The sequence below is a fragment of the Bordetella genomosp. 6 genome, assembly GCF_002119705.1.
GTDB classification, from domain to species: Bacteria; Pseudomonadota; Gammaproteobacteria; order Burkholderiales; family Burkholderiaceae_B; genus Bordetella; species Bordetella bronchiseptica_F.
The window spans coordinates 3,543,180-3,569,520 of sequence record NZ_CP021107.1; the positions used below are offsets into that span (position 1 = coordinate 3,543,180).

A 26,341-nucleotide genomic window follows, 5' to 3' on the forward strand; every position below is an offset into this window, starting at 1 on the left:
TCCGCCGCCGGCCAGCCTTGCCTTCAACCCTGATTCGAGCCTGAAATGAAGTTTCTGACCTTCTCCGCACAGGAGCAATCCCGTCTCGGCATGTTGCTGGACGACAACCGCGTGCTGGACCTGACCGCCCTGCTGGCCGCGCGCCCCGAGCTGGGGCTGCCCGGCGCGTTGCGCAACGTCGGCGACCTCATCGCCCTGGGCGACGAGGCGCTTGCCCGCCTGCGCGAGCCCGGCCTGCTCGACGGCGTGGACGTCGGCGCCTTGCCGACGCTGGATGCCGTGCACGTGCTGCCTCCCCTGGCCATGGCGCGCAATGTGTTCTGCGTGGGCCGCAATTACCGCGAGCACATCATCGAAGGAAACCTGGCGCGCGGCCGGCCCGCCAACAGCTTTCCCGAGGCGATCGAATTCTTCACCAAGGCGCCCACCGCCGTCGTCGGCCACGGCGGCCACGTCAAGCGCCATGCCGGCCTGACCGACAGCCTCGACTACGAAGTGGAACTGGCCATCGTGATCGGCCGCGCCGGCGCCGACATCCCGCGCGAGCAGGCGCTGGACCATGTGTTCGGCTACACCATCGTCAACGACATCACCGCGCGCGACCTGCAGGCGCGCCACGGCCAGTGGTTCAAGGGCAAGAGCCTGGACACGAGCTGTCCCATGGGCCCGGTGGTCGTGCACCGCTCGGCGATTCCCGACGCCAACCGGCTGGCGGTGTCGCTGTCGGTCAATGGCGAACTGCGCCAGCAGGACAACACCTCGGACATGATTTTCGACGTGGCCACCGTGATCGCCCAGCTGTCGGCCGGCATGACGCTGCTGCCGGGCGACGTGATCGCCACCGGAACGCCCAAGGGCGTGGGATTCGCCCTGACTCCCCCCCGCTGCCTGCAAGTGGGCGATGTGGTGTCCGCCAGCGTGGAACACATCGGCACATTGACCAACGAGATCGTCGCTTGATTCCGGACGCGCCTGGCGCATCCGCCTGGAGGAGAAACCCATGAGCATCCCTGACGCACTGAAACCCTATGCCACCGGCGAGCTGGCCTCGCGCTACGTGAACGTGGACGAGCTGGACTGGAAGCCCACGCCCACCCCCGGCATCGACATGAAAATCCTGCTCGACGTGCCCGAGACCGGCTTGCTGACCGCCTTGTTCCGCTGGGCGCCGGGCACCGCGCTGCCGTTGCACGAACACGTCGAGATCGAGCAGACCTACGTGCTCAGCGGCAGCATCGTCGACGACGAAGGCGAAGTCCGGGAAGGCAACTATGTATGGCGCCCGAAGGGCAATCGCCACATCGCGCGCTCGCCCAACGGCGCGCTGGTGCTGTCGTTCTTCCTGAAACCCAACAAGTTTCTGGAAGGCGAGCTGGCGGGCAAAGAGCTCAAGTGAGCAGGCAAGACACCATTCCCAGAATCAGACAGGAGAGACAGATGAAGTTCCATTACAAGCGCATTGCGGCAGGGCTGGCGATTGCCCTCGGGGCCGGCGTGGCGATGCAGGCCGCCGCCGCCGATATCCAGGAGCGCCGCGTCAAGTTCAGCTACCCGGTCAGCAAGACCAACCCGGTCGGCCTGGCCACCGACAAGTTCATCGAGCTGGTCAGCCAGAAAACCGGCGGCAAGATCAAGGTCACCGGCTATGCCGACGCACAGCTGGGCAACGAGATCCAGGCCATGTCGTCGGCCCAGGGCGGCATCATCGAACTGACCGTGGTCTCGACCGCGGGCGCCGCCAACAACGTGAAGGAATTGGGCATTTTCGACCTGCCCTTCCTGTTCCACTCGGTCGAAGAGGCCGATGCCGTGATCGACGGCCCGGTCGGCAAGGAACTGCTGGGCAAGTTCGCCGCGAAGAACCTGGTGGGCCTGTGCTACTGGGACTATGGCTTTCGCCAGGTCTCCAACAGCAAGCACCCCATCAACAAGGTCGAGGACTTCGCCGGCCTGAAGCTGCGCGTGCTGCAGAACCGCATCTACATCGACACGTTCAAGGCCCTGGGCGCCAACCCGCTGCCGCTGCCCTACCCCGAAACCTATACCGCCCTGGAGACCAAGGCGATCGATGGGCAGGAAAGCGCGTACCTGGTGACCAAGAGCAGCGGCTATCAGGAAATCCAGAAGTACATGACGGAAACCAATCATGTGTTCCTGCCGGCGGTCGTCATGGCCAGCAAGCGCTTCTGGGACCGCCTGAGCAAGGACGAGCAGGCCATCATCCAGCAATCGTGCGATGAGTCGGTCGCGTACTTCCGCACGACCAGCCGCGACCTGGAAAAGAAGGTCGTCGGCGAGCTGACCGCCGCGGGCATGACCATGAACCAGATCGAGCCCGCGGAGAAGGCGCGCATGGCCCAGGCCACCGCCGCCGTGACCGACAAGTACAAGGCCGAGCTGGGCGCGGATCTGGTCGATCGCACCCTGGCGACGATCAACCAGGCTCGTAAATGACAACAAGCCGGCGCAAAGCGCCGGTTCATGTAAGGAGGCGGTCGCCACGGCCGCCCGCTCTCTTCAAGGACGTCGACGATGTCAAGAATCGTGCACGCCTATTTCACCCTGCTCAAAGCCGTCATCGTCATTTGCCTGGCAGCCATGGTGGTTATGGTGTTCAGCAATGTGGTGCTGCGTTTCATCTTCAATTCAGGCATTCCCGTTTCCGAGGAATTGTCGCGCTGGAGCTTTGTCTGGCTGACCTTCCTGGGCGCCATCCTGGTGCTGCATGAGCGCTCGCACCTGGGCGTGGACGTGGTGCTGCAGGTGCTCGGGCCGCTTGCGCGCAGGGTATGCCTGATCGTGGCCAACCTGCTGATGATCTACGCGACCTGGCTGATCCTGCTGGGCAGCATCGAGCAGACGACCCTGAACGTGGGCGCCAGCGCGCCGGCCAGCGGCCTGTCCCAGGCCTGGTTCTTCGGCGTGGGCGTGGTCTTCGCGGCCTCGACCGGGCTGATCCTGCTGTACCAGCTCTACCAGCTGTTCACCGTTCCCGCGGCCGAGCTGGACAAACTCATTTCCCCCACCGAGTCGGGAGCCGAATAATGACGCTGGCACTCTTTGTCTTCGTGCTGCTCGCCGGCCTGGCCATCGGCTTGCCGGTCGCGTACGCGCTGATCCTCACGGGCGTGGCGCTGATGTACCAGCTGGACTTCTACGACGCCCAGATCGTGGCGCAGAACCTGCTCAACGGCGCCGACAGCTTTCCGCTGATGGCGGTGCCGTTCTTCATGCTTGCCGGCGCGGTCATGAACGCGGGCGGGCTGTCGGCGCGGATCGTCGACCTGGCCCTGAAACTGGTGGGCCACATCAAGGGCGGGCTGGGCTACGTCACCATCCTGGCCGCCTGCATCCTGGCCAGCCTGTCGGGCTCGGCGGCCGCCGACGCGGCGGCCCTGTCGGCCCTGCTGGTGCCCATGATGATGAAAGCCGGGCATAGCCGCGCACGCTCCAGCGGGCTGGTGGCCTCGTCCGGCATCATCGCGCTGGTCATCCCCCCTTCCATCGGCCTGGTGCTGATCGGCGTCACCGGCAACATCAGCATTACCGGCCTGTTCATGGCCGGCATCGTGCCCGGGATACTGATGGGCATGTCGCTGTGCGTGGCCTGGTGGCTGCTGTCGCGCAAGGAAAAGATCCAGCCCCTGCCGCGGGTGGAACGCGCGGAGGTCAGGCAGTCGCTGGTGAGGAGTTTCTGGGCCCTGATGCTGCCCGTCATCATCATCGTGGGCCTGCGTTTCGGCATCTTCACGCCCACCGAAGCGGGCGTGGTGGCCGCGGTGTACGCCATCTTCGTGGCCACCTGCATCTACCGCGAACTGCCCCTGCGCCGGCTCTACGAGGTCTTCCTTACCTCCGCCAAGATGACCGCCATGGTGATGTTCCTGGTGGCCGGCGCGCTCGTCTCGGGATGGATGATCACCATTGCCGGGCTGCCGGCGCAGGTCTCCGACATCATCAGCCCCTTCAGCGACACGCCGACCCTGCTGATGCTGGTCATCATCGGCCTGGTGATCGTGATCGGCATGGCCATGGACATGATTCCCATCGTCCTGATCCTGATTCCCGTGCTGCTGCCTTCGGTGACGGCCGCCGGCATCGACCCGGTCTACTTCGGCGTGGTCTTCATGCTGGCCTGCGCCATCGGGCTGATCACGCCGCCGGTGGGCGCGGTGCTCAACGTCGTGGCCGGCGTGACGGGCACCCGCATGGTCGAGCTCGTCAAGGGCGTCTGGCCTTTCCTGCTGGCGCAATGCGCGACCCTGCTGCTGCTGATCCTGTTCCCGCAGCTGGTGCTGGCGCCGTATCGCTGGATCATGCATTGAGGCGCCGCCCTCGCCATAGAAGAGAGACATCACGATGGACCATCAAGACGATTTCACCGGCTGCCGCGTCATGATTTCCGCCGGCGCCGCCGGCATCGGCCTGGCCATCGCCCGCGCCTTCCATGAACGGGGCGCGCGCGTGCAGGTCTGCGATGTGTCGGACGAGGCGCTGGCGACGGCCAGCGCCGCCCTGCCCGGCCTGGGCGTCCATCGTGCCGACGTCGCGTCGGAGAGCGAAGTCGACGCCTGGTTCGCGCATGCGCTGGCCGAACTGGGCGGGCTGGACGTCCTGGTCAACAACGCCGGGATCGCCGGGCCGACCTCGGCCATCGGCGACCTCGGCGTCGAGGACTGGGACCGCACCATGGCCGTCAACGTACGGGGGCAGTTCCTGTGCGTGCGGCGCGCCCTCGCGCCGCTGCGGCAATCGCCCAGGGCGGCCATCATCAACCTCAGTTCGGTGGCGGGACGGCTGGGCTATCCCATGCGCACGCCCTACGCCGCGTCCAAGTGGGCCGTGGTCGGCCTGACGCAAAGCCTGGCCATCGAATTGGGCGAGGACGACATCACCGTCAACGCCATCCTGCCCGGCATCGTGGAAAGCGAACGGGTCGACCAGGTGGTGGCGGCCAAGGCCCGGCTGCGCGGCATCCCTGAACCCGCCATGCGCGCCGAGGTGCTGCAGCATGTGTCGCTGCGCCGCACCGTGCCCATGGCCGACATCGCCCGCACGGCGCTGTTCCTGGCCTCCGGGACCGGCCGCAGCATCACCGGACAGTGCATGAATATTTGCGCGGGCGTCCAGACGCTGCGCTGAGCATCGCCCCGAAGGAGGCGTAGGAGAATCATGTGGCTCATCAATTCCTGACTTCGACTTTCGGCCTGCAAGGCCGCACCGTGCTGGTCACCGGCGGCGCATCGGGCCTGGGCCTGTGCATGGCCGCCACCGCAGGCCAGGCGGGCGCGCGCGTCATCGTCAACGATGTCCGGGACGCCGCCTGCAATGAAGCCGTGGAAGGCTTGCGCGCCCAGGGCATCGACGCCCGCGCCGCGGTGTTCGACGTATCCAGCGCCGCGGCCGTGTCCGATGCCGTGGCCGCGCTGGACGCCGCGCGCTGGTCGCCCGACGTCCTGGTCAGCAACGCCGGCAACCAGAACCGCGCCCCCGTCGTCGAGCAGGATCCGGCCGTCTGGCAATCGATCTTCGACGTGCACGTCAACGGCGCCTTCCATTGCGCGCGCGCGGTGCTGCCCGGCATGATCGGCCGGGGCGGCGGGCGCATCATCATCACCTCGTCGGTGGCGGCCCTGGCATGCATGCCCGGCATCGCCGCCTATTCCGCCGCCAAGGGCGCCCTGGCGGCGTTCACCCGGGCGCTGGCGGTCGAGTATGGCGGTCAGGGCGTCACCTGCAACGCCCTGGCGCCGGGCTTCGTGCGCACGGGCTTCACCACCGCGCTGCAGGAGCGCGAACAATTCAATGACTTCCTGAAAAGCCAGGTGCCGCTGGGCCGCTGGGCCGACCCCGACGACATCGCCCCGGCGGTCGTCTACCTGGCGTCGCAGGCAGGCCGGTTCGTCAATGGCCATGTCCTGGCCATCGACGGCGGGCTGCTGGCGCACATGTGATTCAAGCTGACGACAAGGAGTGGAGATGTTCCTGCATGTGGTGATGATGGAATTCGACGATCGAATCGACGCCGGGTTCTTCCGGACCGTCGACGAATACGTGGCCCGCATGAAGCGCGAGTGCGACGGCCTGCTGCTCTATCACTTCGGCGAGAACGTGGCGGCCCGCTCGCAGGGCTATACGCACGCGACCAGTTCGGCCTTCGTCGATTCGGCCGCCCACGATGCCTACCAGGTTTGCCCCGCGCACGTGGCCATGAAGGCGTTCATGGGCCCCCGCATCAAGCGGGTGGTGGTGTACGACGGCGAAGTGCCGGCCATCGGCTGAAACGCGGCCGCCCGCGCGCTAGACGACGTAGCGCTCGTATTTCTGGATCGCCGCGCGATTGTTGCGGTTCAGGACGCCCATGAGCTGTTCGGCCTCTTCGGCGTCCGAGCGCGCCAGCGCCGCCAGCACCGCCCGGTAGTCGGCCACCATGGTTTCGGCGCGCCCGGGCAGCAGCGCGACCCGCTGCCGCACCACCCGGATGCGCTCATGGATGCGCTCCGCCAGGTCGGACAGGACCGGATTGTTGGCCGCCGTCTGCAGGCGATTGCGGAACGTCTCGATCAGGGAAATGAGCCGATCCACGTCGCCCGTCTCCAGCGCCTTCTGGAAGGGCTCGCCGAACTGCTCGACCAGGTCCGCCCAGTCCTCGGGACGGGTCTGGCGCGCGGCAAGCCGCACCATCATGCCGTCGAGCGCCTCGCGCGCATCGTAATAGTGATACACCCACTGCATGTCCACGTGCGCGACCACGGCCCCTTTGTTCGGGATGCGCCGGACGATGCCACGGTCTTCCAGGACCGCCAGTACCTCCCGCGCCATCGCCCGCGGGATGCTGTAGTTGTCGACCAGTTCTTCTTCCGTGAGCCGGGCGCCGGGAAGAATCGATTGCAGGGAAATTTTCTCTCGCAGGTTGGTAAGTACGGCCTGGATCGTGCTGGCCGGGCGTCTGGCTTGGGTCATAAATTCCGGGGAAAGAGGACGGCTATGTATTGTTGCCTGAAAATTCGCCACAGATTATAGCCAATAATTTATGCAATCTTGTATATCAAGAAAAACACAATCCAGCCAGGCTGCTACCCGTTCTCCTTCCCGGCCACCGGCACCAGGCCGCCAGGCGCCAGCCCGGCCAGCATGGTGTCCAGGCGCGCCGGCGCCCGCCCCTGGTCCTCGGCCGCTTCCTTGCGCACCAGCGCCGCCTTCACCACGCGCGACCCCACATAGCGGAACGGCTCCGGCGGAAAGCGTCCGCGCAGCCCGCGCGCCAGGGCCGAATGACGCCATGCGTCATCGTTTTCGAGCGCCATCGACGCCAGGAATTTACCGCCCAGATAGGTCGGGCCCACGCCATTGCCCGAATAGCCGTATCCGTAGACGATATCCGGATGCCCGCCCAGATGGCCGAAGCACGGCAGGCCGTCCATGCTGCGGTCGATGGGCCCGGACCAGCTGCGCGCGATTCCCAGCGGGGCCAGGGCCGGATAGAACCGGTGCAGGATCGCCGCCACCTCGCGGGCGTACCGGGACGGCCCCTCGTACAGCCGCCCTACCGCGCCGTTGAAGGCGAAGTCCCCGCCGCCTCGGCCGAACACCATCTCGCCGGCGCGGGTGTTGCGATAGTAATTGGTGAACAGGCGCGAATCGGAGATCGCCACGCCGCTGGTCAGGCCGACTTCCGCAAGCGCCTCGGGATGCGGCGCCGTGGCGACCAGATCGCTGCCCACCACCACGATCCCCTGGTTCAGCTCGCGAAAGCGGGTGCTCCAGGCGTTCATGGCCAGCACGACCTTGGCCGCGCGCACTTCGCCGCGCGCGGTGGCCACCTTCAGCGCCGGGCGCGCGCGCAGCGACCGCATGGGCGAATGCTCGTAGATGCGGATGCCCTTGGCCAGCGCGATGCTGCGCAGGCCGCGCACATACATGCCGGGGTGCACCGTCGCCGAGGACCGCGACAGCACGCCGGCCAGGTGCGCGGCGGAACCCGACAGCCGCCGCACCTCGTCGGCCGATAACGCGACGAATGCCTGCTGCCCATGGCGGGCCAGCAGTTCGATGCAGGGCATCCACGAATCCACCTGCGCGGTATTGCTGGCCGTCCACAGCCAGCCGTCCTGGCGCAGTTGGGCGTCGACGCCATGGCGCTCCAGGTAGCCGGCCACGTCGGCGGCGATGCGTTCCGACTCGCCCAGCAGGCGCAAGGCCTCGTCCGTGCCGCAGACCTTGAGCAAGGTCTCGAACTTCGCCGCCCAGCTCAGCATGAAGCCGCCGTTGCGTCCGCTGGCGCCGGCGCCGCACTCCTGCGCCTCCAGCAGGACGATGTCCAGGGCGGGCGATTGCGCGTGCAGCTGCAGGGCCGTCCACAGGCCGGTGTACCCGCCGCCCACGATACAGACGTCGGCCCGCGCCGCCCCCTGCAGGGCGGGGCAGGCAGGCTCGCTGCCTCTTGCCTGGTCTAGCCAGAGACTACTCATAGGAAAATCCAACTGGAGAAGGGGGCGGCCACCCGCCGCATCGGCGGCGGGCGGCCGGGCGCGTGATGCGACAGGCCGGTCAGACGTCGTGCACCCGTGTTCCCAGGATGCTCTCGACGCAGCGGGCCCAGTACAGGAAGCGCGCATCCTCTTTCTGGAACCCCACCAGCTGCAGGCCGACCGGCAGGCCGCGCGGGCCGCGCGCGATCGGCAGCGTCAGCGACGGGTTGTGCAGCAGCGTCCAGATGCGGATGAAGATGTTGCTGCCCGTATCGCTGATATCCGGCGCTTCGCCCAGGGTGGCGGGCGTGGCCAGCACGTCGACGTCGCGAGCGACGTCCAGGAAGGCGCGCCGGCAGGCGTCGGCCAGGTCCAGCGTGCGGGCGTAGTCCTGCGCAGTATCGCGGTCGCCCTTGTCCAGGTACTCGAGCAGCGCCGGGTCGCACTTGTCGTGGTGGTCGCGCCGGATCTCCTTGAACGAGCGGGCCAGGTCGTAGGCCATGATGATGTCGTGGTCGTCGGCGATCTGCGTGAAAATCTTCGGCATGTCCAGCACCTTGACCCGCACGCCGGCCTGCTGCAGGCGCGCGACGGCGTCGTCGAACGCCTCGCGCACGCAGGGCTCCGCGTCGTCCCAGCCCAGCGGGCGCCACACGCCCACGGTGAAATCCCGCTTCACCGCCAGTTCGCTATCGAAGCGGGGGTCGCCCAGCGCCTCGCCGAACAGGATCGACAGGTCGGCCACCGAACGCGCGATCGCGCCCAGCGTATCGAGCGGACGGGAGTAGCGCCGCAACCCGGCATAGGGCAGCGTATCGATGGTCGGCTTGAAGCCGACCGCCCCGCAGAACGTCGACGGCCGCACGATCGAGCCGCCGGTCTGGGTGCCCAGCGAAATGGGCGTCTGGAAGTCCGCCACGGCCGCCGCGGAGCCGGCCGAGGAGGCGCCCGGCGTGCGCGACGGGTCGTGCGGATTGCGGGCCGGGCCGGGCAGCATGATGGAGTGCCGGGACACCGTGTTCTTGCCCAGCAGCACCACGCCCAGCTCGCGCATCAGGCGCGTGACGGCCGCGTCTTCGGCAGGACGGCGGCAGGGGAAGATCTCCGGATCGCCCAGCTCGGTCGGCATGTCGGCGGTATCGATGATGTCCTTCAGCCCCAGCGGCACGCCGTCCAGGCGCTGGCGCCGCCCTTCGCGGTCCACCAGGCGGGCGCGTTCGAGCGCCTTGTCCGCGTTGACATAGACCCAGGCCTTGACGACGGGATTGCGCGATGCGATGCGCTCCAGGCATGCCTGGGTCCATTGCTCGCTGCTCAGTTTGCCCGCCTCCATTTCGCGCAGCCCCTGCTCGACCGTCAGCGCGGCGATGCGGGAGGGGGCGGGCCGGCGCTCGGCCGGTTGGGACACAGTACGTTCTTCAGACATCGAAACCACTCCTTGGGTAGAAAAAGCCTCGTTCACGAGTCTTGGCTGGAAGCGGCGGACCGGCCTATGTACAGGTCCGCCATTTCCTGGTTCTGCAACAGGGCCTGGGCCGTATCGGCAAGCACGATGCGGCCGGAGTCGAGGATGTAGCCCCGGTCGCTGAATTCCAGCGCCTGGCGCGCACGCTGCTCGACCATCAGCACGGCGACGCCCAGTTCGGGCAGGCGCTTGACCTCCCGGAAAACCTGCTCGGTCAGCGCCGGCGACAGGGCCGCCGACGGCTCGTCCAGCAGCACCAGGCTGGGCTTGGACATCAGCGCCCGGGCGAAGGCCAGCTGCTGGCGCTCGCCGCCCGACAGGTTCTCGGCCAGGGTACGGCGCCGCTCGGCCAGCACCGGAAAGAGCGTCAGCATCCGGTCGATCATGGCCTTGCGGTCGTCGACGGCCTCGACCACCTGCAGGTTCTCCATGACGGTCAGGGTGCCGAAGACGTTGCTGACTTGCGGCACGTAGCCGATGCCCTGGAAGATCCGCCGCTCGACCGGCAGCTCCTTCAGGCTCCTGCCGTTGAGCACGATGCCGCCGGTCACCCTGGGCAGCAGGCCCATGACCGCCTTGATCAGCGTGGACTTGCCCGCCCCGTTGGTGCCGGCGATGGTGACGATCTCCTTCTCCGACACGAACATGTCGATGCCCTGGACGATCGGCGTGTCGCCGTAACCGGCCGACACATTCTCCAATTCAAGTATCTTCTTCATACGGTGCCGCCCATATAGGCTTCGCGGACGCGCTCGTCCGCCAGGACATGTTCCGGCGTGCCTTCGCACAAGACCTTGCCCCGGTCCATGATGTACATGCGCGGCACGAGCTCCGACAGCGCCTGCAGGTTGTGCTCGATGATCAGCACCGTGATGCCCTGCTCGTTGAGTTCGACGATGCGCCGCGAAAGCTCGTCGACCAGCACGGGATTGACGCCGGCGAACGGCTCGTCGAGCATGATGAAGCCCGGCTTCATCATGAGCAGCCGCCCCAGCTCCAGCAGTTTCTTCTGCCCGCCGGACAACTTGCCGGCGAGCACATTGGCCACCTTGGCGAGGTTGAGGAACTCCAGCAGGTCCTGCGCCCGCTCGCGGATCTCGGCCTCCTGCCGCCGCACGCGACCCGGGGACAGGAACAGCGTCCCGAGGTGTTCGCCGCTTTGGTCCGGCGCGGCGGCCATCATGTTTTCCAGCACGCTCAGCTGGCCGAATTCGCGCGGCACCTGGAAGGTGCGTGCCAGCCCGAGATTGACCCGGCGCTGGACGCCGAACTGCGAAATGTCCTGGCCGTCGAAATGCACCCTGCCGCCTTGCGCGGGCACGTAGCCGCCGATGACGGAGAACAGGGTGCTCTTGCCTGCGCCGTTGGTGCCGATCAACCCCACCCGCTCGCCTTTCTCCACGGAGATCGAGACGTCGTCGAGCGCGAGCAGGCCGGCAAACCCCGCGCGGATGTTCTGGACGGAAAGCTGTGCCATGTTCATTTTCCCTCCGCCGACGCGCTGCCGAAGATGCCGTTGGGCCGGTACAGGATGCAAAGGATCAAACCCACGCCGATGATGAAGAAGCGCAGGCTGGCCATCTGGACTTCGGAAATGTCGAAGAACAGGAACTCGCGGACGAAGCGCGAACCCTCCAGGAACACCATCAGGATGACGGTGCCCGCCACCACGCCCTTGAGGCTGCCCACCCCGCCGACGATGATCGCGATCCAGACGTAGAACGTGATCAAGGGCACGAACTGCTCGGGCGCGATGAAGGTCAGGTAGTGCGCCGTGAAGGCGCCCGCCAGGCCGGCGAGCGCCGCGCCGATCATCAGGGAACGCGTCTTGAACCAGGCCGGGTTCTTGCCCAGGGCCATGACGGCCACCTCGTTGTCGCGAATGGCCTTGATGGTGCGGCCGAACGGACTGGCGATGATCTTGCGTATGCCCAGGAACACCAGGATGTTGGTCAGCAGCAGGGTGGCCAGGATCAGCACATCCACCGTCGCGCCCGACGCATACTGGCCGAACAGGCGCGGGATGCCCGGTATGCCGTGCACGCCGCGCGTCAGCCACTCTTCCTTTTGCAGGATCATGCGCACCGACTCGGAGAACCCCAGCGTGACGATGGCCAGGTAGTCGCCGCGCAACCTCAGCGCGATCACGCCCAGCGGATAGGCGCTCAAGCCGCTTACCAGCGTCGCCGCCAGGAAGCAGGCCGCCAGCGGCACCCCCTGCAGCGACAGCAAGGCCGAGGTGTAGGCGCCGATGGCGTAGAAGCCGACGTGGCCGAAGTTGATCAGGCCGGTAAATCCGTACTGCAGGGCGAGCCCGCCCGCCAGCAGCATGTAGATCAGCACCGTGATGAAAATAGCGATCAGATAGGCTTCCATCATTTACCTCACTGCCTGGACGCGGCCCATGATGCCCTGGGGCCTGAAGAGCAGGACGACCAGCAACACCAGGAAAGCGATCACGATCTTGTAGGCGGACCCGATATAGAGCGTCGCGACCTCCTGGGCGATGCCGAACACGATCATCCCCAGCACGGCGCCCACCGGGCTGCCGACCCCGCCCAGGATCACCGCGGCGAACATGGGCAGCAGCAGCTCCCAGCCCAGCTCCGGCAGCACCGTCGCCTTGATGCCCAGCAATACGCCGCCCAGCCCCGAGAACACCCCGACGATGCCCCAGAGGATCACCATCACCTTGCGCACGCCGATGCCGCCGACGGCCGCCAGTTGCGGGTTGTCCGATACGGCCCGCATCCGCCGGCCGGTCGGCGACAGGTACAGCAGGCCGAACATGAAGGCCAGGGCAAGCAGCGCGGCCAGGAGGATGTACGCATCCAGCGGCAGGATGCGTATCCCGCCGAAGTTCCAGGCCCGCTGCAGCGGCGCCTGGATGGTGTATTGCCCGTGCCCGGCGAAGAAGGTGATGGCGGCCCGCACGGCGAAGGCGATGCCGATCGAGGCGATCAGGCGCGCCACCAGCGAGCGTTGCGCCAGTTTCCGGAAGACCCAGAAATAGAAGAACAGGGAAAGCAGCCCGGTGGCCAGCGTCGCCACGATGGCGCTGCCGACCAGCGACGCGCCCATGAACGCCTGCGCGGCCACGGTCGCGTAGGCGCCGAAGGTCATGTAGTCGCCGGCGGCGGCGTTGGGAAACCGGGCTATGCCGAATACCAGCGTGATGGCCAAGGCCGGTAACGCCAGCAGCAACCCGACGATGACGCCATTGATGACGGCATTGGCGAACAGCACTGTATCCATACAGTATTCATCCTTGAAGAAAGCGTCGCCGGGCGACTACAGCAGCGATGCGCCGGGTACCACGTCCTTCAGGGCGAATGCCTTGCCATCGAATTCATAGATACCGAAGTCCGGAACGGTGTCGCCGTTGGCGTCGAAATCGAGCGAGGACGACGCGCCGTCGAAGTCGATCTTCGCCTTCTGCCGCAGCAGGTCGCGGCCCTGGACGAACGAGCTGACCTTCTGTCCCGGCGGATTGGACACCTCGCGGACCAGCGCGGACAGGTCGGCGGGCTTGGCATCCGGTCCGGCCGCCTCGATCGCCAGCGCCAGCGTGATGACCATGTCGTAGGCGGCGGCCGCGAACATTTCCGGCGGGCTCTTGGTCGCGGCCTGGAATTTCTCGACAAAGGTCTTGTAGGCCTGGTTGTCGCTGGCCGGCACGTTCGCGGTCGACACGATGTTGCGCATCACGTCCGGCCCCAGGGCCTTGATCAGCGCCGGCGTGGCCGAATAGCCGGGCATGATGAACTTGCATTCGTAGCCGGTCTGGTACCACTCCTTGAGCAGGATGGTCGCGTCCGGCGTATACGAGCTGAGGACGATGACGTCGGGCTTGGCCGCGACGGCCTTCTCGACCTCGGTGCGGTAGCTGGCCTGGTTGGGTTCGTAGATCGCCGAGCTGACGATCTGGTTGCCCTTTTTCTCCCAGGCCGCCTTGAAGTGGTTGGCCTGCGCCGACATGGTCGCGTTGTTGTAGCCCAGCACCGCGGCCCGCTTGTACCCCTGGCGCTGGCCGATGGCGGCGAACGCGGCGCCGATGATGGCGTTCGATGCATAGAACTGGAATACCAGGTCGCGCTTGTCTTCGGTGCGGATCTCCGGCGCGCCGCAGGTGTTGAACGACAGGATGCCTGCGGCGTTGGTGATCGGCAGCGTGGCCAGCTGCACCGCCGAGGACCAGATGCCGATCATGGCGTCGACGTGCTGGATATCCACCAGTTTCCGGGCGGCCAGCACGGCGGCGTCGGGACGCGTCTGGTCGTCTTCGGCGTACAGCTTGAGCTCGCGCCCGGCGGCGCCGCCGGCGGCGTTCACTTCGGCAATGCCGATCTTGATCGCTTCCAGCATGCCCGGCCCGTAGGTGCCGCCCGCGCCCGTGATCGAGTTCAGGGCCCCCACCTTGAACGGCGCAGGGCGCCCCTGCGAGAACACCGGCCCTGCCGCGCCCATGGCGGCCAGGGCCATCATGGCCTGCGAGAAATGCCGGCGCGAAGCATTGATTGATGTAGTCATGTCTCTTCCTGTCAGGTTTGTTTTAAGAATGTCCAAGTCCCTTTACGGGCTCGCGTGGCCAACAGAGTCATGCGGAAAACAGGGGATCAGGCTGCGGCTCCCCGGGCCTTGAGTTGCTCGATCGTTTCATCGGACAGGCCGATACCCCGCAGCACCTCGTCCGTATCCTGGCCGAACAGCGGCGCGGCCTTGCGCAGGCTGCCGGGCGTGCGCGAGAACTTCGTCGGTATCCCGATGACGTTCATCCGGCCGATCACCGGATGGTCAAGGCTGGCGACCATCTCGCGCGCGCGGTAGTGCGGGTCTTCCACCGCCTGCTTGAAGTTGTTGATGGGCCCGCACGGGACGCCGGCCTCGTTGCAGCGCCGGATCCACTCCTGCGTTCCCGCCGAGGCGAAGGACGCTTCCAGCAAGGGCTCGAGCAGGTCGATGTTCTCGAGCCGATCCATATTGGTCAGAAAGCGCGGATCTTCGGTCAGCTCGGGGCGAAACAGCACTTCCTTGCACAGCTTCTCCCACGTACGCTGGTTGGCGCAGCCCAGCACCATGTACCCGTCGCCGGTCTTGATGGCCTGGTACGGGGCATCGACGCGATGGCGGCTGCCGGTCGCCTGGGGGACCGTGCCTTCGGCGAAGTACGCGGCCGCCTCCCACACGAACCACGGCAGGCCGCACTCGGCCAGGCCGATGTCGATGTGCTGCCCCTTGCCGGTCTTGAGCTGGTTCACGTAGGCGGCCAGGATGGCGTAGGCCGCCGTGATGCCCGCGCCCACGTCGTAGACGGCGATCCCCGATTTCAGGGGGCGCCCCTTGGGCTCGCCGGTCATGCTCATGATGCCGCTCAGCCCCTGGGCCACCAGGTCGAAACCGCCATGGCGCGCGTAGGGGCCGGTCTGGCCGAAACCGGAGATCGAGCAATACACCAGCCGCGGGTTGATCTTGCTGAGCGTGTCGTAGTCGACCCCCAGCCGGGCGGTCACCCCCACCCGGTAGTTTTCGACGACCACGTCGGCCCACTTGGCCAGCTCGTAGACCGCGTCCCTGGCCTCCGGGTCCTTCAAATCCAGGACAATGCCGCGCTTGTTGCGGTTTATCTGCGCGAAGCAGGTGGATTCGCCCTTCACATAGGGTCCCATCTGGCGCGAATCGTCGCCGCCCGAGGGCTTCTCGATCTTGATCACGTCCGCGCCCAGGTCGGCCAGCACCATGGTGCAATAGGGGCCGGCCATGATCTGGGAAAGATCGAGCACTTTCAGGCCGGCCAGGGGAGTTGCAGCGTCACTCGTCATTGCATGCTTCCAACAAAAGAGTCGTCGAGGCGATCGTTCAGCGACCGATGAATTGCGGGCGTTGTTTTTCCAGGAACGCCCTGGAACCTATCTGGTAGTCCTGCGTCTCGAAACACGCATAGGCCTCGTCGCGCTGGGCCTGCGTCAGGGGCTGCCCCGACTGCAACTGGCGGATGAATTTCTTGTGCCACCGGTTCGACAGCGGAGCCAGCCGCGCGATGCGCCGCGCGGTCTCCTCGGCGTCGCTCCAGGCATCGTCGACCACCCGCGACAGCAGGCCCTTGGCCAGCGCTTCCTGGGCGCCGAACACGCGCCCTTCGAGCAGGATCTCGAGCGCCACCCCGTGCCCCACGACCGCCACCAGGTCCGCCAGCTCCTGGTGGTCCAGCGTCAAACCGATCCGGTTGACGGGGATGCCGAAGCGCGCATCGGCCCGGGCGATCCGGATGTCGCACAGCGCGGCGATCTCCAGTCCGCCGCCGACGCAGACGCCTTCGATGCAGGCGATGGTCGGGTGGCGCAGGTGCTTGAACTTGTCGAACATGGCCAGGGTGAATTCCGCGTAGGCCCGGGCCTGCTCGACGCCGCTGCGATTCTCGTCGAACCCGCCGATATCGCTGCCCGCGCAGAACGCCCCGCCCGCCCCGCGCACGATCACGCAACGCACCGAGTCGTCGGCCTGCAGGGCATCGCAGGCCGCCCCGAATGCCTCGTACATTTCCCAGGTAAAGGCGTTATGCTTGGCCGGACGGTCCATCAGCAAGGTGACGACCCCGTTGTCTGGCTGGCTGACTCTGATAGCCATTTCTGCTCCCCCTTCTTCGCGACCATGCCCGTGGCTGGCACTAGTCTTTGTAGATTGAATGATATTTCATATGCACGATTGAATGCAATCATACATGCAAGATCATTTGCAACTCAATCCATATGATTATTTATCGAAGCAGGAATGGGTATTAGGGTATGTCAGGAGGACGGGCCAGCCACGGCCCGGCAGCCGCCGAACGGCCACGATGCCCTGTCCGATGCCGCGCGGTTTGCGGCATCCCGTTGATCCAGCGAGGTTTTCCCGGGCGCCGGCAATCCGGCGGCGCCCGGCACAATCAGGCGGGGGCCAGCCCGACCGTCATCCCGCCGCAGACGTAGAGGATCTGCCCCGTCGTGAACCCCGCGCGCCGGTCGGCGAAGAACGCCACGGCATGCGCCACTTCCTCGGGCTCGCCCAGGCGGCCCGCCGGAATGGCGCGCAGAATGGCCTGGGTCTGTTCCGACTCGGGAGGGTTGGCCTGCCTGAACATCTCGGTCGCGATCGGACCCGGACCGATGCCGTTCACGGTCACCCCGCTCGCGGCAAGCTCCAGCGCCCACGTGCGCGTCATGCCGATCACCGCGGCCTTGGTGGCGCCATACGCGGTCCGCAGTTCCTTGCCCAGCGCCGCGCGGCTGGCGATGTTGACGATGCGGCCATAGCCCCTGCGTTTCATGCCCGGGATCACGGTCTGCGCAAAGCGCAGCGCGACGCCGACGTTGAGATCCAGGCTCACCTGCAGGTCGGCCGGCGATACGGCCTCGACGCTCGCCAGCCTGACGATCGCGACATTGTTGACCAGGACGTCCACCTCGAACTCGCCCGCGAGCCGCGCCAGGACGCCTTCGCGGGCGGCCGGATCGAGCAGGTCGGCCTGGATGAAGGTTTCGCGGTCCGCCAGGCTCGCCGGCGCGGCGCGATCGACGGTGACGATCCGGTACCCGTCCGCGGCAAGGCGGTTTGCCGTCGCCCGTCCGATACCGTTGCTGCCCCCGGTCACGAGGGCCGTAAGTTGGCGTTGCATCGATCCGCTCCAGGAAAATCCGTTGGCCACGCGTTGTCAGCGGCGAATGCCGGTGTCGGCGATCCGCGCCTTCCAGCGTGCCGTCTCGGAATCCAGGAATGCCTGGAACTGCGCGCGCGTGCTCCCCACCGGCTCGGCGCCCAAGTCGCGCATCCGCGTGCGGACCGCCTCTTGCCGCAAGGCATGGCTCATGCCCTGGTACAGCTTCTCGGCCACCGGCTCCGGCGTCCCCTTGGGAACGAACAGGCCCAGCCAGATCGGAACCTCGTTGCCGGGATAGCCGGCTTGCGCAATAGTGGGCACCTCGGGCGCCATCGAGGCGCGCCCGGCCGACAGCAGCGTCAACACCCGGACCTTGCCCGCCTTCATCAGCGGAACCGCCGCGGTCATGGACATCACCGCCACATCGAGCCGTCCCGCGAGCAGGTCGCCCACGGCCTGGCTTTCTCCCTGGTAGGGAATATGGTTGAGCTGCAGGCCCTGCTTCCTGGCCAGCGACTCCATGCTCACATGCAATGGCCCGCCGATGCCCGTCGTCATGTACGACAGCTGTCCCGGACGCGCCCGCGCGGCGTCGATGAAATCCGCCGCGCTCTCGAGCGGACTGTCGGCGCTGACCACCCATCCATAATCGTTGTTGGTGACCTGCCCGATCGGATCGAAGTCTTTCCTGGGGCTGTAGGGAAGCGCCGGGTCGAGCTCGGGCACGACCATCATCGGCCCCACCCCGCCCACCAGCACGGTATAGCCGTCGGCCGGCGCCTTCGCGGCGATCGCGGCGCCGACCGAGCCCGCCGCGCCGGTGCGGTTCTCCACCACGATGCTCTGCCGCAGGTACTTGCCCATTTCGTCGCCGATGGTTCGTGCGGTGATATCGGTCGACCCGCCCGCCGAGAAAGGAACGATGAACCGGATCGGCTTGTCCGGAAAGTCTTGCGCCGACGCGGACTCGCCCGCTCCGGCAAGCGCCAGCGCCAGGCCGGCCAGCGCCAGCAGAAGGCGCCGCAGGGGATGCGGCAGGCTGCCGCGGCGATGCGCCGGCGTACCGGCCACTGCGTGATGGGAATTGCGCACGATCGTCTCCTCGATGGTCTTTGGATCAATGGCGGATGGCGCCCGGCGCCGGCCGGGCGCCTGCCTACCCGGGCTTGTCCGCGGCGGCGATCAGGTGCCTGAGCAAGCGCGCCTCGGTTTCATCGCGTTCGCCCTCCTCCCACTGGAATACGCCCTGCCCCGACTTGGCCCCCAGTTGCCGGGCGGCCACCTTGTCGCGCAGAAGCCGCGGCGCCTGCCTGCAATCGGACAGACTGGGCGCGAGGTAATCCAGGATGTCGCAGGTCAGGTCCAGGCCGATGAAGTCCGCGTTGCGCAAGGGGCCCACGCAGGCCCAGCGCCGGCCGAAGGTCATCCTGGCCACCAGATCCGCCGTCTCGGCGGAACAGACGCCCTCCTCGACCAGCCAGGCCGCCTCGCGCAGCAGGGCGAACTGCATGCGATTGCCCACGAAGCCCGGCACATCGCGATAGACATCGACCGGCGTCTTGCCGGCCTGCGCCAGCCATGCCGAAACACGCCGGGCCACGTCCTCGCTGGTTCGCTCGCCGCGCACCACTTCCACCACGGGAATCAGATACGGCGGATTCCACCAATGCGTGCCCACCACGCGCTCGGGACGGGCGCTGCCCGCGGCGATCTCGGTAATCCGCAGCACCGACGTGTTGGTGGCGACGATGGCGTCGGGGTTGAGTTCGTCCAGAGCGGCCAGCAGCTCGCGCTTGAGGTCCAGCTTCTCCGGCACGGCCTCGATCACGAACTGGCTGCCCGCCACGCACGCGGCCAGGGTGCCGCATACCTGGACCGTGACCGGCTGCTCCATGCCCAGCAGCGCCAGGTGCGCGGCGATGCGTTGCGTGGCCGATCCCCGGGCGGCCTCGTCCGGATCCCAGATGGAAACCGGAAAACCCGCGACCATGAAGGCCTGGGCGATGCCATGCCCCATCAGGCCGGCGCCGACGACGGCGATGCGTGTTTCGCCGGCGCCGCTCATGCCTGCTCCGCGGTTTGCGGCGTGCGCTCGGCCACTTGGTAGCCCTGCCGTGAGAACGTGCCGTTTTCCCTGCGGAACTGGGTCATGAAATCCGGCCACAGCGTGGTCAGCCTGCCGCTTTGCGGGTGCAGGTACCAGCTGCTGCAGCCGCCGTCCAGCCAGACGGTGCCCGCGCTGCGCCGGTAGATGCTCTCGACATAGTCGCGCTGCGCGTCCGGGTCCGGGTCGACGATGGCGTCGTGCTCGAAGATGAACGTCACCGCGCCCTGGATGTAATTGATCTGGGTCTCGACCATGAAGATCATCGATCCCGCGCCCAGGCCGGTGTTGGGCCCCAGCATGAGGAAGAAATTGGGAAACCCCGCCACCGCGGTGCAGGCGAAGGCCTGCCCGCCGGTGCGCCACTGATCCGAGAGCCGCCGGCCCTGCCGGCCATGGATGCGTTCGGCGATCGGCAGCTCCGCCGCCTCGAAGCCGGTGGCCGCCACCAGCAGGTCCAGGTCCACGCGCCCGCCGTTTTTCAGGACCACGCCCTGCTCGTCGATGCGGGCGATGCCGGCGGTCTCCAGGGCCACGTTCGGCTGCTGCAAGGTCGGGTAGTAGTCATTGGAAATTAGGACGCGCTTGCAGCCGATGGCGTAATGGGGGGTCAGCTTCGCGCGCAGCGCCTCGTCCGGCACCTGCTTGCGCAGGTGGCTCAAGGCCGTGGCTGTGATCTGCTCGATGAAGGCCGGCACCTGACGCCGCTGCGGAAAGCGGCTTTCATTGCCCCAGAAAAGCTCGTCTCGCAGCTCCTGGGCCGCTTCGGGAAAGCGCGCGAACAGCCCTTTCTCGGCCTCGCTGTAGACATGGTCGCGCCGCGGGATCACGTAAGGCGCCGAGCGCTGGAACACGGTCAGTCGCCCGGCGTCGCGCGCCAGCTCCGGCACGATCTGGATCGCCGAGGCACCCGTGCCGATGACGCCGATGCGCTTGCCGGCCAGGTCATACGAGTGATCCCAGTTGGCCGAGTGAAAGACCGCGCCCTTGAAGGAGGCCAGCCCCGCGATGTCGGGGAACGACGGGTCGGACAGGTGGCCGGCCGCCGAGATCAGCACCTGCGCCTTGAAGCGTCCGGCCGTGGTATCGACCAGCCAGGCCGCCTGCGCGGCGTCCCAGGCGGCGCGCACGACATTGGCGCCGAAGCGCACGTGCTCCAGGATGCCCTCGTCGCGCGCGGTGTCGCGCAGGTACTGGAGGATCTCCGGTTGCGGCGCGTAGACGCGGCTCCAGCGCGGATTGGGACGGAAAGAGTAGGAATAAAGATGGGACTGTATGTCGCAGGCCGCCCCGGGATAATGGTTGTCGCGCCAGGTGCCGCCGACATCGTCGGCGCGCTCCAGCACGATGAAGTCGCGCCGCCCCTCGCGCTTGAGCGCGACGGCCATGCCCAGCCCGGAAAAGCCGGTGCCGATGAGCAGCACCTCGGTTTCGGTGCGCGTGCCGCCTTGCGCGGTGTGGTGTTCTTTCATGGCTGTCTCCCGCGTTTCAGGCGTGGCTGTTCTGGACGATGTGGCCGGCCGGCCAGGCTTGCGGCTCGCGCACGAAGGTATCGATCATGGTGAATAGCTCGGACGGACGCTCGTGCACCACGGCGTGGCCGGCATTGATTTCCGCGTAGCGGCAGTCCTGGATACTGCCGAACAGCAGGCGCGCGTGGCGCACCGGCGCCATCTGGTCGTGCGTGCAGCCGATGACCAGGCTGGGCACGGCGATGCCGGCCACTTCGTCGCCGATGTCCACGTCGCGGTTGAATGCCATCTTCCTGGACCGGTCGGGGCCGTTGCGCACGCCCTGGATCAGCGCTTCCAGTTCGGCTTCGTTCCTGGCGTTGAGAAAGGCCTGGCTGAAACCGGTGAACACCGAGAACGGCGCGAGGGCCTCGTGGCCGCTTTCGTAAAGGCTGCGCCAGACCGCATTGCGCAGCCTTTGTTGCGTATCCGTCTTCAGCCAGCCCGCCACCAGGGTCAGGGACTCGACCCAGCGGCCGTGGCGCGCCGCAAGCAACGCGCCGACCACGGCGCCGAACGAATAGCCCACCAGGTGCACCGCGCGGCCCCGGGAGACGGCCTCCACCACGGCCAGCGCCTGCTCCACGTAGGCCCGGGCGTCAGGCACCCCGGGGCCCTCGGGGTCGACGAAATCGAGCGCGACCACGCGATGGCGCATGGCGAGCATGGGAAACAGCGCCCAGAAATTGTTCTGCGCGGAACCGCCGGTACCATGCAACAAGACCACCGTCTTCGCATCGTCCGCCTGCGGCGCGGAGTCGTGGTACACGACCCGGACCCCGCCGGCGGACACGCTGTCCGTCTGTACATCTTTCATCAAAGTCATGAGTGACTGTCTTCCATCATTGAATGAGTGATCGCGGCGGGCACCGCGTCAGTTGTCGAACGAGACGACTTTCGTTACCGCCTGGATGTTCTTTTCCTCGGCCAGGATCTGGCGCGCCAGGTCTTGCGCCGGCCCGCCCAGCGGCTGGGCGCCCAGCGAGGCCAGGCGCTCGCGCACCGCGGGTTCGGCCAGCACCTTGTTCAACGCGGCGTTGAGCGCCTGGATCCGGTCCTCGGGCGTGCCCGCCGGCGCCGCGACGCAGAACCAGACCGACACCTCGTAATCGGGGAAACCTGCCTCACGCAAGGTGGGCACGTCCGGCAACTGCGCCGAACGCGTCCTGGAGGTGACCGCCAGGGCCTTGATCTTGCCGCCCTGGATGAAGCCGATCGCCGACGAAATCTGGTCTATCGTGAAATCCGTATTGCCGCTCATCAGATCGACCAGCATGGGCGAGCTGCCCTTGTACGGCACGTGCACGGCGCTGACGCCGGCCTGCAGCTTGAACAGCTCGGTCGACACGTGGCCGCTGGAGCCCACGCTAGGACTGCCGAAGGTCAGGCCGTCCTTCTCCTTGCGGGCCAGGCCGACCAGCCCGGCCACGTCGTCGACGCCCAGGTCGGGCCGCACCATGAGCACGTTGGGCAGCTCCGCCACCAGCGCCACCGGCGCGAACGCCGTCTTCGGATCGAAGGCCAGGTTCTTGTAGACGTACTTGTTGACGATCATCGGCCCCGGCGTGCCGAGCATCAGCGTGTTGCCGTCCGGCCTGGCGCGCGCCACCGTCTGGGCGCCCAGGTTGCCGTTGGCGCCCGCGATGTTTTCGGCAATGACGGAAACCTTCAGCTCCCGGCTCAGGCCCTCGGCCATCATGCGGCCCAGGATATCGGTGGTGCCGCCCGGCGCGAAGGGAATCACCAGCCTGATCGGCTGGCGCGACTGCGGCCAGGACTCGGCATGCGCCGCACCGGCGCCGAGCAACAGGGCGATGGCGCCCGCGAACAGTCCCAAGGGTTTGATCATGATGTCTCCGTATTTTCTGGATCGTGGTGGAATCGTCGGAAAGCGGGGCGCGGCGGCGGCGCCCCATCAGCCATAGCGGCCGCCGCTGATATGCAGGACTTCCCCGGTGATGAAGCCGGCCCTGGCCGAGGCCAGGAACGCGACGGCGTCGGCGACTTCCTCGGGCCGGCCGATGCGTTTGATCGGCATGGCGCCGAGCGAGCGCGATTCGATGCCGGCGAACTGCGGCAGGTTCCGCACGCGCGCCGTCTGGATGATGCCGGGCGCCACGGCATTGACCGTGATGCCGTGCTCGCCCAGCTCCAGCGCCAGGGCCTTGGTCATGCCGATGACGCCGGCCTTGGCGGCGGAATAGTTGGCCTTGTTGATGTCGCCGAAGTGCGCGCGCGAGGCCATGTTCACGATGCGGCCGTACTTGCGCGACACCATGTGCGGCGCGATCTCCCGGATGCAGTGGAACGCGCCGGACAGATTGACCGTCAGCACATCGGACCACTGCGCATCGCTCATCGCCCCGATCGCGCTGTCGCGCGAGAAGCCGGCGTTATTGAGCAGGATCTCGATGCCGCCCCAGCGGGCGAGCACGGTCGCCACGGATTCGCGCACGGCCTGCGGCCGGCCCACATCCAGGGTCAGCGCCAGGGCGCTGCCGCCGGCCTGCTCGATGGCCTGCGCGGCGCGCTCGGCGGCGAGCGCATCGATATCCGCGACGACCACGCGGCAACCCTCGCGCGCCAGGGCCTGGGCGCAGGCCCAGCCTATGCCGTTGCCCGCGCCCGTGACGAACGCAACCTGATTCTGTATGCCCAGTTCCATCTCTGCTCACCTCGCCAGCGCGGTTTGTCTGCATGTACGGCGAGGAGTGTGACGGGGCGGATGCGGGCGAGGTTAGCGCGACTTGCCGATTTATTCACCATGTGAACAAATTGCTCACCAAGTGGTCCGCGCTAGATGGAAACGCCTTGCAGATAGGAGGGAATGAAGTCGCCGACCTGCAGCTCTTCGGCGATCAATTGCGCGATCCAGGCCTTGCGTTCGGGCGGCATGCGGCTGCGTATGGCAGCCACGCTGAGCGCCGCCTGGCTGCCGCTGGAGAACTCGAAGCGCATGCCCACGCCGCTGACGCCATCGGCCACGAGATCGGCGGTATCGGCGTAGCCGCGGCGACGCGTCTGCTGCACCAGCCGCCGCAGTTTTCCCAGGCTCAGGCCGCGTGGATCGAATTCGTCCTGATGGCGCTGGTATAGCGCGGCGATCTCATCATCCGGCAGGTTGGCCAGCAAGGTGCTGCCCGCCGAGCCGATGCCCAGCACGCGCATGCCGCCGACCTGCAGCACCAGCGCCTTGACCGGGTAGCTGCCCTCCTCGGAATGCAGGCAATGGCCATAGTCGCCGTTGCGCACGACCAGGAAAACCGTGTCTTCGGTGCGCCGCGCCAGCCGGCGCATGATGGGCCGCAGGCGCTCGACGACCGGCGCCGAGCGCATCGCGGCCAGCCCCAGCTGCATGGCCTCGACCCCGAGCCGGTAGTTGCGCGCCGTATCGCGTTCGACCAGGCCGAACTCGACCAGGCTGGATGCCAGGCGGTACGCGGTGGTGCGGTCCAGCTGCGCCGCGATGGCCAGCTCGGCGATCCCGATGCCGTGCGGGTGGCTGTGCGAAATGTGGCGCAGCAGGCTGAGCGCCCGGGACACCGCCTGGGCGCCTTTCATGGTGGCTGTCATGGCATTCACGCGTGATCGTTCACGGTCTGATCATAGGCGGCGGCCTGCAACGCGGGCCAGCCCGCCTGCGCCCTCGTCTCCAGATCCTCCACCGCCCGGGCCAGCGCCGCGTAGCGGCGCGGCTGTCCCGCGCCTGGCCTCTCCCGTGACACGGTGCGGCCCAGCGCCACGGTCTGCGCCCAATCCAGCACGAAGCCACCATCGCAGGCGCCTTCGTGGCGCGTACCGTCCTGCAGGGTCGCGGCCACGCGGCAGGCCCAGCGGGCCACGCTTGCGCAGGCGCGTATCCGCACCCGCTCCGACCTGGCGTGCAACGGGCCGCCGGCGTAATCGCGGCCGAAATGCGCCATGCCAGGCTGCCCGTCCTGCAAGGTGGCGGACAGCATGAACGGCGCGCTCATGATGGCGCCCGCCGGCGACGGGAACGGCCCGTAGGCGCCGATGCCGGGATAGCCGGCGTCAAACGGATGCATGGCCACATCGAGCGCGGCGACCTGCCCTGGGTCGATGCCGGTGCGTTGCAGCAATTCGCGCAACGCATGGACCGGCGCCTGGTTGAAGGCGCAGCCCGGATAGGGCTTGAACGCCATCTCGGGCAGGCGCCAGCCGGAGAAATCCGCCGGGCCGGCTGCGCCGCCCGCATAGGCTCGGGCGAAACCGCTGTCGCCTTCCAGTGCGCGCCGCGCGCCCTGCAGGCCGGCGCGCGCAAGCAAGGCCGCGCTCACGGCGTCGCGGCTCGCCTTGGCGACCTGCAGCCGCCACTCCTGCGAGCCATCCACCCACGGCTGCATGGTCCCGCACGCATATTGCGTCGCGATCGACAGCGCGGCCGCGGCCCGCGGCACGGGCAGGCGCAGCAGGCGCGCGCACGCCACGGCGGCGCCCAGCACGCCGTACAGCGGCGTGGCCCGCAAGCCGCGGCGGCTGGTCGCCTCGGCCGTGCCTTGCGCCAGGCGCGGGATCAGCTCATAGCCCGCCAGCAAGGCATCCAGCACATCCGGCCATGCGGCCTGCTCCTCGTCGGCCAGCGCCAGCACGGCCGGGATGACGATGCAGCCGATATGCGCCACCACATCCGGATGCGTATCGTTCTGACCGCGCGCGGTCACCAGGCCGGCGTTGATGAAAGCGGCGTCCTGGGCCGAACGCGCGCCGCGCCCACCGAACAGGCGGGCGGCGCCGGCCTGGCGCGCGACCGCGCCCAGGGTATCGCCCAGCGGGTCGTCGGCCGGATCGACCGCCAACGCCATGGTCAGGTTGTAGAGCAGGCAGTTGCGCAAGGCCTGCCGGACGCCGCGCGGCGCGTCCGCGTAGCGCAGCGCGCAGGCCCAGGCGGCATATTGCTCGGCAAGGTCGGGGGAAGCGGAAATGGTGGAAGTCGGCATCGGGCTGGAAAGCATGGCTGCCGGGCCGCGTGTACGCGGACCCGGCCGGGGAGCCCAACGATCGCGTTGCAGCCGCGGCCATGTCAACCGGCGCGCGGCGTCATGTTCACAATGTGCACATGCGGCGCGGCGGCCAACAACCCCTCTGCCATGTTCAGATTCAGGTTAACGTAAACATGCGGGTCAGAGAATGGATCGC

At 67.3% G+C, this 26,341-nt stretch carries 27 protein-coding genes; 8 read left to right on the forward strand and 19 right to left on the reverse strand.

Annotation, left to right across the window (positions count from 1 at the left end; genetic code table 11):
* Positions 1-45: 45 nt before the first annotated feature.
* The 8 genes from CAL11_RS16615 to CAL11_RS16650 all read left to right on the forward strand — a co-directional run bounded on the left by CAL11_RS16615 (position 46) and on the right by CAL11_RS16650 (position 6,282).
* Positions 46-960 carry a fumarylacetoacetate hydrolase family protein gene (locus tag CAL11_RS16615; RefSeq protein ID WP_086093555.1) on the forward strand — a complete coding sequence of 305 codons (915 nt, stop codon included), beginning with the start codon at positions 46-48 and terminating at the stop codon, positions 958-960.
* A gap of 40 nt (positions 961-1,000) precedes the next feature.
* Positions 1,001-1,396, forward strand: coding sequence for a cupin domain-containing protein (locus CAL11_RS16620; protein ID WP_086093556.1), 396 nt, complete (start codon positions 1,001-1,003; stop codon positions 1,394-1,396).
* Positions 1,393-2,454 carry a TRAP transporter substrate-binding protein gene (locus CAL11_RS16625; protein WP_086093557.1) on the forward strand — a complete coding sequence of 354 codons (1,062 nt, stop codon included), beginning with the start codon at positions 1,393-1,395 and terminating at the stop codon, positions 2,452-2,454. The genes CAL11_RS16620 and CAL11_RS16625 overlap by 4 nt, the downstream gene beginning before the upstream one ends.
* A 78-nt stretch (positions 2,455-2,532) precedes the next feature.
* Positions 2,533-3,045, forward strand: coding sequence for a TRAP transporter small permease (locus CAL11_RS16630; protein WP_086093558.1), 513 nt, complete (start codon positions 2,533-2,535; stop codon positions 3,043-3,045).
* Entirely contained in the window at positions 3,045-4,325 is a 1,281-nt protein-coding gene (locus CAL11_RS16635) for a TRAP transporter large permease (RefSeq protein ID WP_086093559.1), read from the forward strand. Before CAL11_RS16630 ends, CAL11_RS16635 begins: the two co-directional genes overlap by 1 nt.
* Before the next feature lie 34 nt (positions 4,326-4,359).
* Entirely contained in the window at positions 4,360-5,142 is a 783-nt protein-coding gene (locus tag CAL11_RS16640; protein WP_086093560.1) for an SDR family oxidoreductase, read from the forward strand.
* A gap of 32 nt (positions 5,143-5,174) precedes the next feature.
* The gene (locus CAL11_RS16645; RefSeq protein ID WP_086093561.1) at positions 5,175-5,954 is read left to right on the forward strand and encodes an SDR family NAD(P)-dependent oxidoreductase; all 780 of its coding nucleotides are present in this window, start codon (positions 5,175-5,177) and stop codon (positions 5,952-5,954) included.
* A gap of 19 nt (positions 5,955-5,973) precedes the next feature.
* The gene (locus CAL11_RS16650; protein ID WP_086093562.1) at positions 5,974-6,282 is read left to right on the forward strand and encodes a Dabb family protein; all 309 of its coding nucleotides are present in this window, start codon (positions 5,974-5,976) and stop codon (positions 6,280-6,282) included.
* A gap of 18 nt (positions 6,283-6,300) precedes the next feature.
* Here the strand turns inward: CAL11_RS16650 and CAL11_RS16655 are convergent, their stop codons facing one another.
* From CAL11_RS16655 to CAL11_RS16745, 19 genes are all read right to left on the reverse strand, one after another.
* Positions 6,301-6,963, reverse strand: a complete 663-nt coding sequence (locus CAL11_RS16655) for a GntR family transcriptional regulator (RefSeq protein ID WP_230590178.1) — start codon at positions 6,961-6,963, stop codon at positions 6,301-6,303.
* Between the two features lie 113 nt (positions 6,964-7,076).
* On the reverse strand, positions 7,077-8,471 hold the full coding sequence (locus tag CAL11_RS16660; RefSeq protein ID WP_033459974.1) for an NAD(P)/FAD-dependent oxidoreductase: 1,395 nt from the start codon (positions 8,469-8,471) through the stop codon (positions 7,077-7,079).
* A 79-nt stretch (positions 8,472-8,550) separates the two neighbouring features.
* Positions 8,551-9,933, reverse strand: a complete 1,383-nt coding sequence (locus tag CAL11_RS16665; RefSeq protein ID WP_086093563.1) for an amidase — start codon at positions 9,931-9,933, stop codon at positions 8,551-8,553.
* Complete coding sequence (locus CAL11_RS16670) at positions 9,930-10,655, reverse strand: ABC transporter ATP-binding protein (RefSeq protein ID WP_033459978.1); 726 nt, start codon at positions 10,653-10,655, stop codon at positions 9,930-9,932. The genes CAL11_RS16665 and CAL11_RS16670 overlap by 4 nt, the downstream gene beginning before the upstream one ends.
* Positions 10,652-11,413 carry an ABC transporter ATP-binding protein gene (locus CAL11_RS16675; RefSeq protein ID WP_080699615.1) on the reverse strand — a complete coding sequence of 254 codons (762 nt, stop codon included), beginning with the start codon at positions 11,411-11,413 and terminating at the stop codon, positions 10,652-10,654. Before CAL11_RS16675 ends, CAL11_RS16670 begins: the two co-directional genes overlap by 4 nt.
* A 2-nt stretch (positions 11,414-11,415) precedes the next feature.
* Positions 11,416-12,315, reverse strand: a complete 900-nt coding sequence (locus CAL11_RS16680; RefSeq protein ID WP_080699616.1) for a branched-chain amino acid ABC transporter permease — start codon at positions 12,313-12,315, stop codon at positions 11,416-11,418.
* Complete coding sequence (locus CAL11_RS16685) at positions 12,316-13,191, reverse strand: branched-chain amino acid ABC transporter permease (protein ID WP_033459981.1); 876 nt, start codon at positions 13,189-13,191, stop codon at positions 12,316-12,318.
* Between the two features lie 36 nt (positions 13,192-13,227).
* On the reverse strand, positions 13,228-14,466 hold the full coding sequence (locus tag CAL11_RS16690; protein WP_086093564.1) for an ABC transporter substrate-binding protein: 1,239 nt from the start codon (positions 14,464-14,466) through the stop codon (positions 13,228-13,230).
* Between the two features lie 86 nt (positions 14,467-14,552).
* Positions 14,553-15,755, reverse strand: coding sequence for a CaiB/BaiF CoA transferase family protein (locus CAL11_RS16695; RefSeq protein ID WP_086093565.1), 1,203 nt, complete (start codon positions 15,753-15,755; stop codon positions 14,553-14,555).
* Positions 15,756-15,792: 37 nt separating this feature from the next.
* A complete protein-coding gene (locus tag CAL11_RS16700; RefSeq protein WP_086093566.1) occupies positions 15,793-16,560 on the reverse strand; it encodes an enoyl-CoA hydratase/isomerase family protein in 768 nt (255 codons plus the stop codon).
* 298 nt (positions 16,561-16,858) lie between these two features.
* Positions 16,859-17,587, reverse strand: coding sequence for an SDR family oxidoreductase (locus CAL11_RS16705; RefSeq protein ID WP_086093567.1), 729 nt, complete (start codon positions 17,585-17,587; stop codon positions 16,859-16,861).
* 36 nt (positions 17,588-17,623) lie between these two features.
* On the reverse strand, positions 17,624-18,661 hold the full coding sequence (locus CAL11_RS16710; protein WP_244172820.1) for a Bug family tripartite tricarboxylate transporter substrate binding protein: 1,038 nt from the start codon (positions 18,659-18,661) through the stop codon (positions 17,624-17,626).
* A 64-nt stretch (positions 18,662-18,725) separates the two neighbouring features.
* A complete protein-coding gene (locus CAL11_RS16715) occupies positions 18,726-19,634 on the reverse strand; it encodes a 3-hydroxyacyl-CoA dehydrogenase family protein (protein ID WP_086093568.1) in 909 nt (302 codons plus the stop codon).
* Positions 19,631-21,145: a flavin-containing monooxygenase gene (locus CAL11_RS16720; protein WP_086093569.1), complete on the reverse strand. Its 1,515-nt coding sequence runs from the start codon at positions 21,143-21,145 to the stop codon at positions 19,631-19,633. The genes CAL11_RS16715 and CAL11_RS16720 overlap by 4 nt, the downstream gene beginning before the upstream one ends.
* A gap of 16 nt (positions 21,146-21,161) precedes the next feature.
* Positions 21,162-22,010, reverse strand: coding sequence for an alpha/beta fold hydrolase (locus tag CAL11_RS16725; RefSeq protein WP_086093570.1), 849 nt, complete (start codon positions 22,008-22,010; stop codon positions 21,162-21,164).
* A 48-nt stretch (positions 22,011-22,058) separates the two neighbouring features.
* Positions 22,059-23,033: a Bug family tripartite tricarboxylate transporter substrate binding protein gene (locus tag CAL11_RS16730; RefSeq protein WP_033459996.1), complete on the reverse strand. Its 975-nt coding sequence runs from the start codon at positions 23,031-23,033 to the stop codon at positions 22,059-22,061.
* A 66-nt stretch (positions 23,034-23,099) separates the two neighbouring features.
* On the reverse strand, positions 23,100-23,849 hold the full coding sequence (locus CAL11_RS16735; protein ID WP_033459997.1) for an SDR family NAD(P)-dependent oxidoreductase: 750 nt from the start codon (positions 23,847-23,849) through the stop codon (positions 23,100-23,102).
* Between the two features lie 131 nt (positions 23,850-23,980).
* The gene (locus CAL11_RS16740) at positions 23,981-24,757 is read right to left on the reverse strand and encodes an IclR family transcriptional regulator (RefSeq protein ID WP_244172821.1); all 777 of its coding nucleotides are present in this window, start codon (positions 24,755-24,757) and stop codon (positions 23,981-23,983) included.
* Positions 24,758-24,762: 5 nt separating this feature from the next.
* The gene (locus tag CAL11_RS16745) at positions 24,763-26,157 is read right to left on the reverse strand and encodes an MmgE/PrpD family protein (RefSeq protein ID WP_244172822.1); all 1,395 of its coding nucleotides are present in this window, start codon (positions 26,155-26,157) and stop codon (positions 24,763-24,765) included.
* Positions 26,158-26,341: the final 184 nt, after the last annotated feature.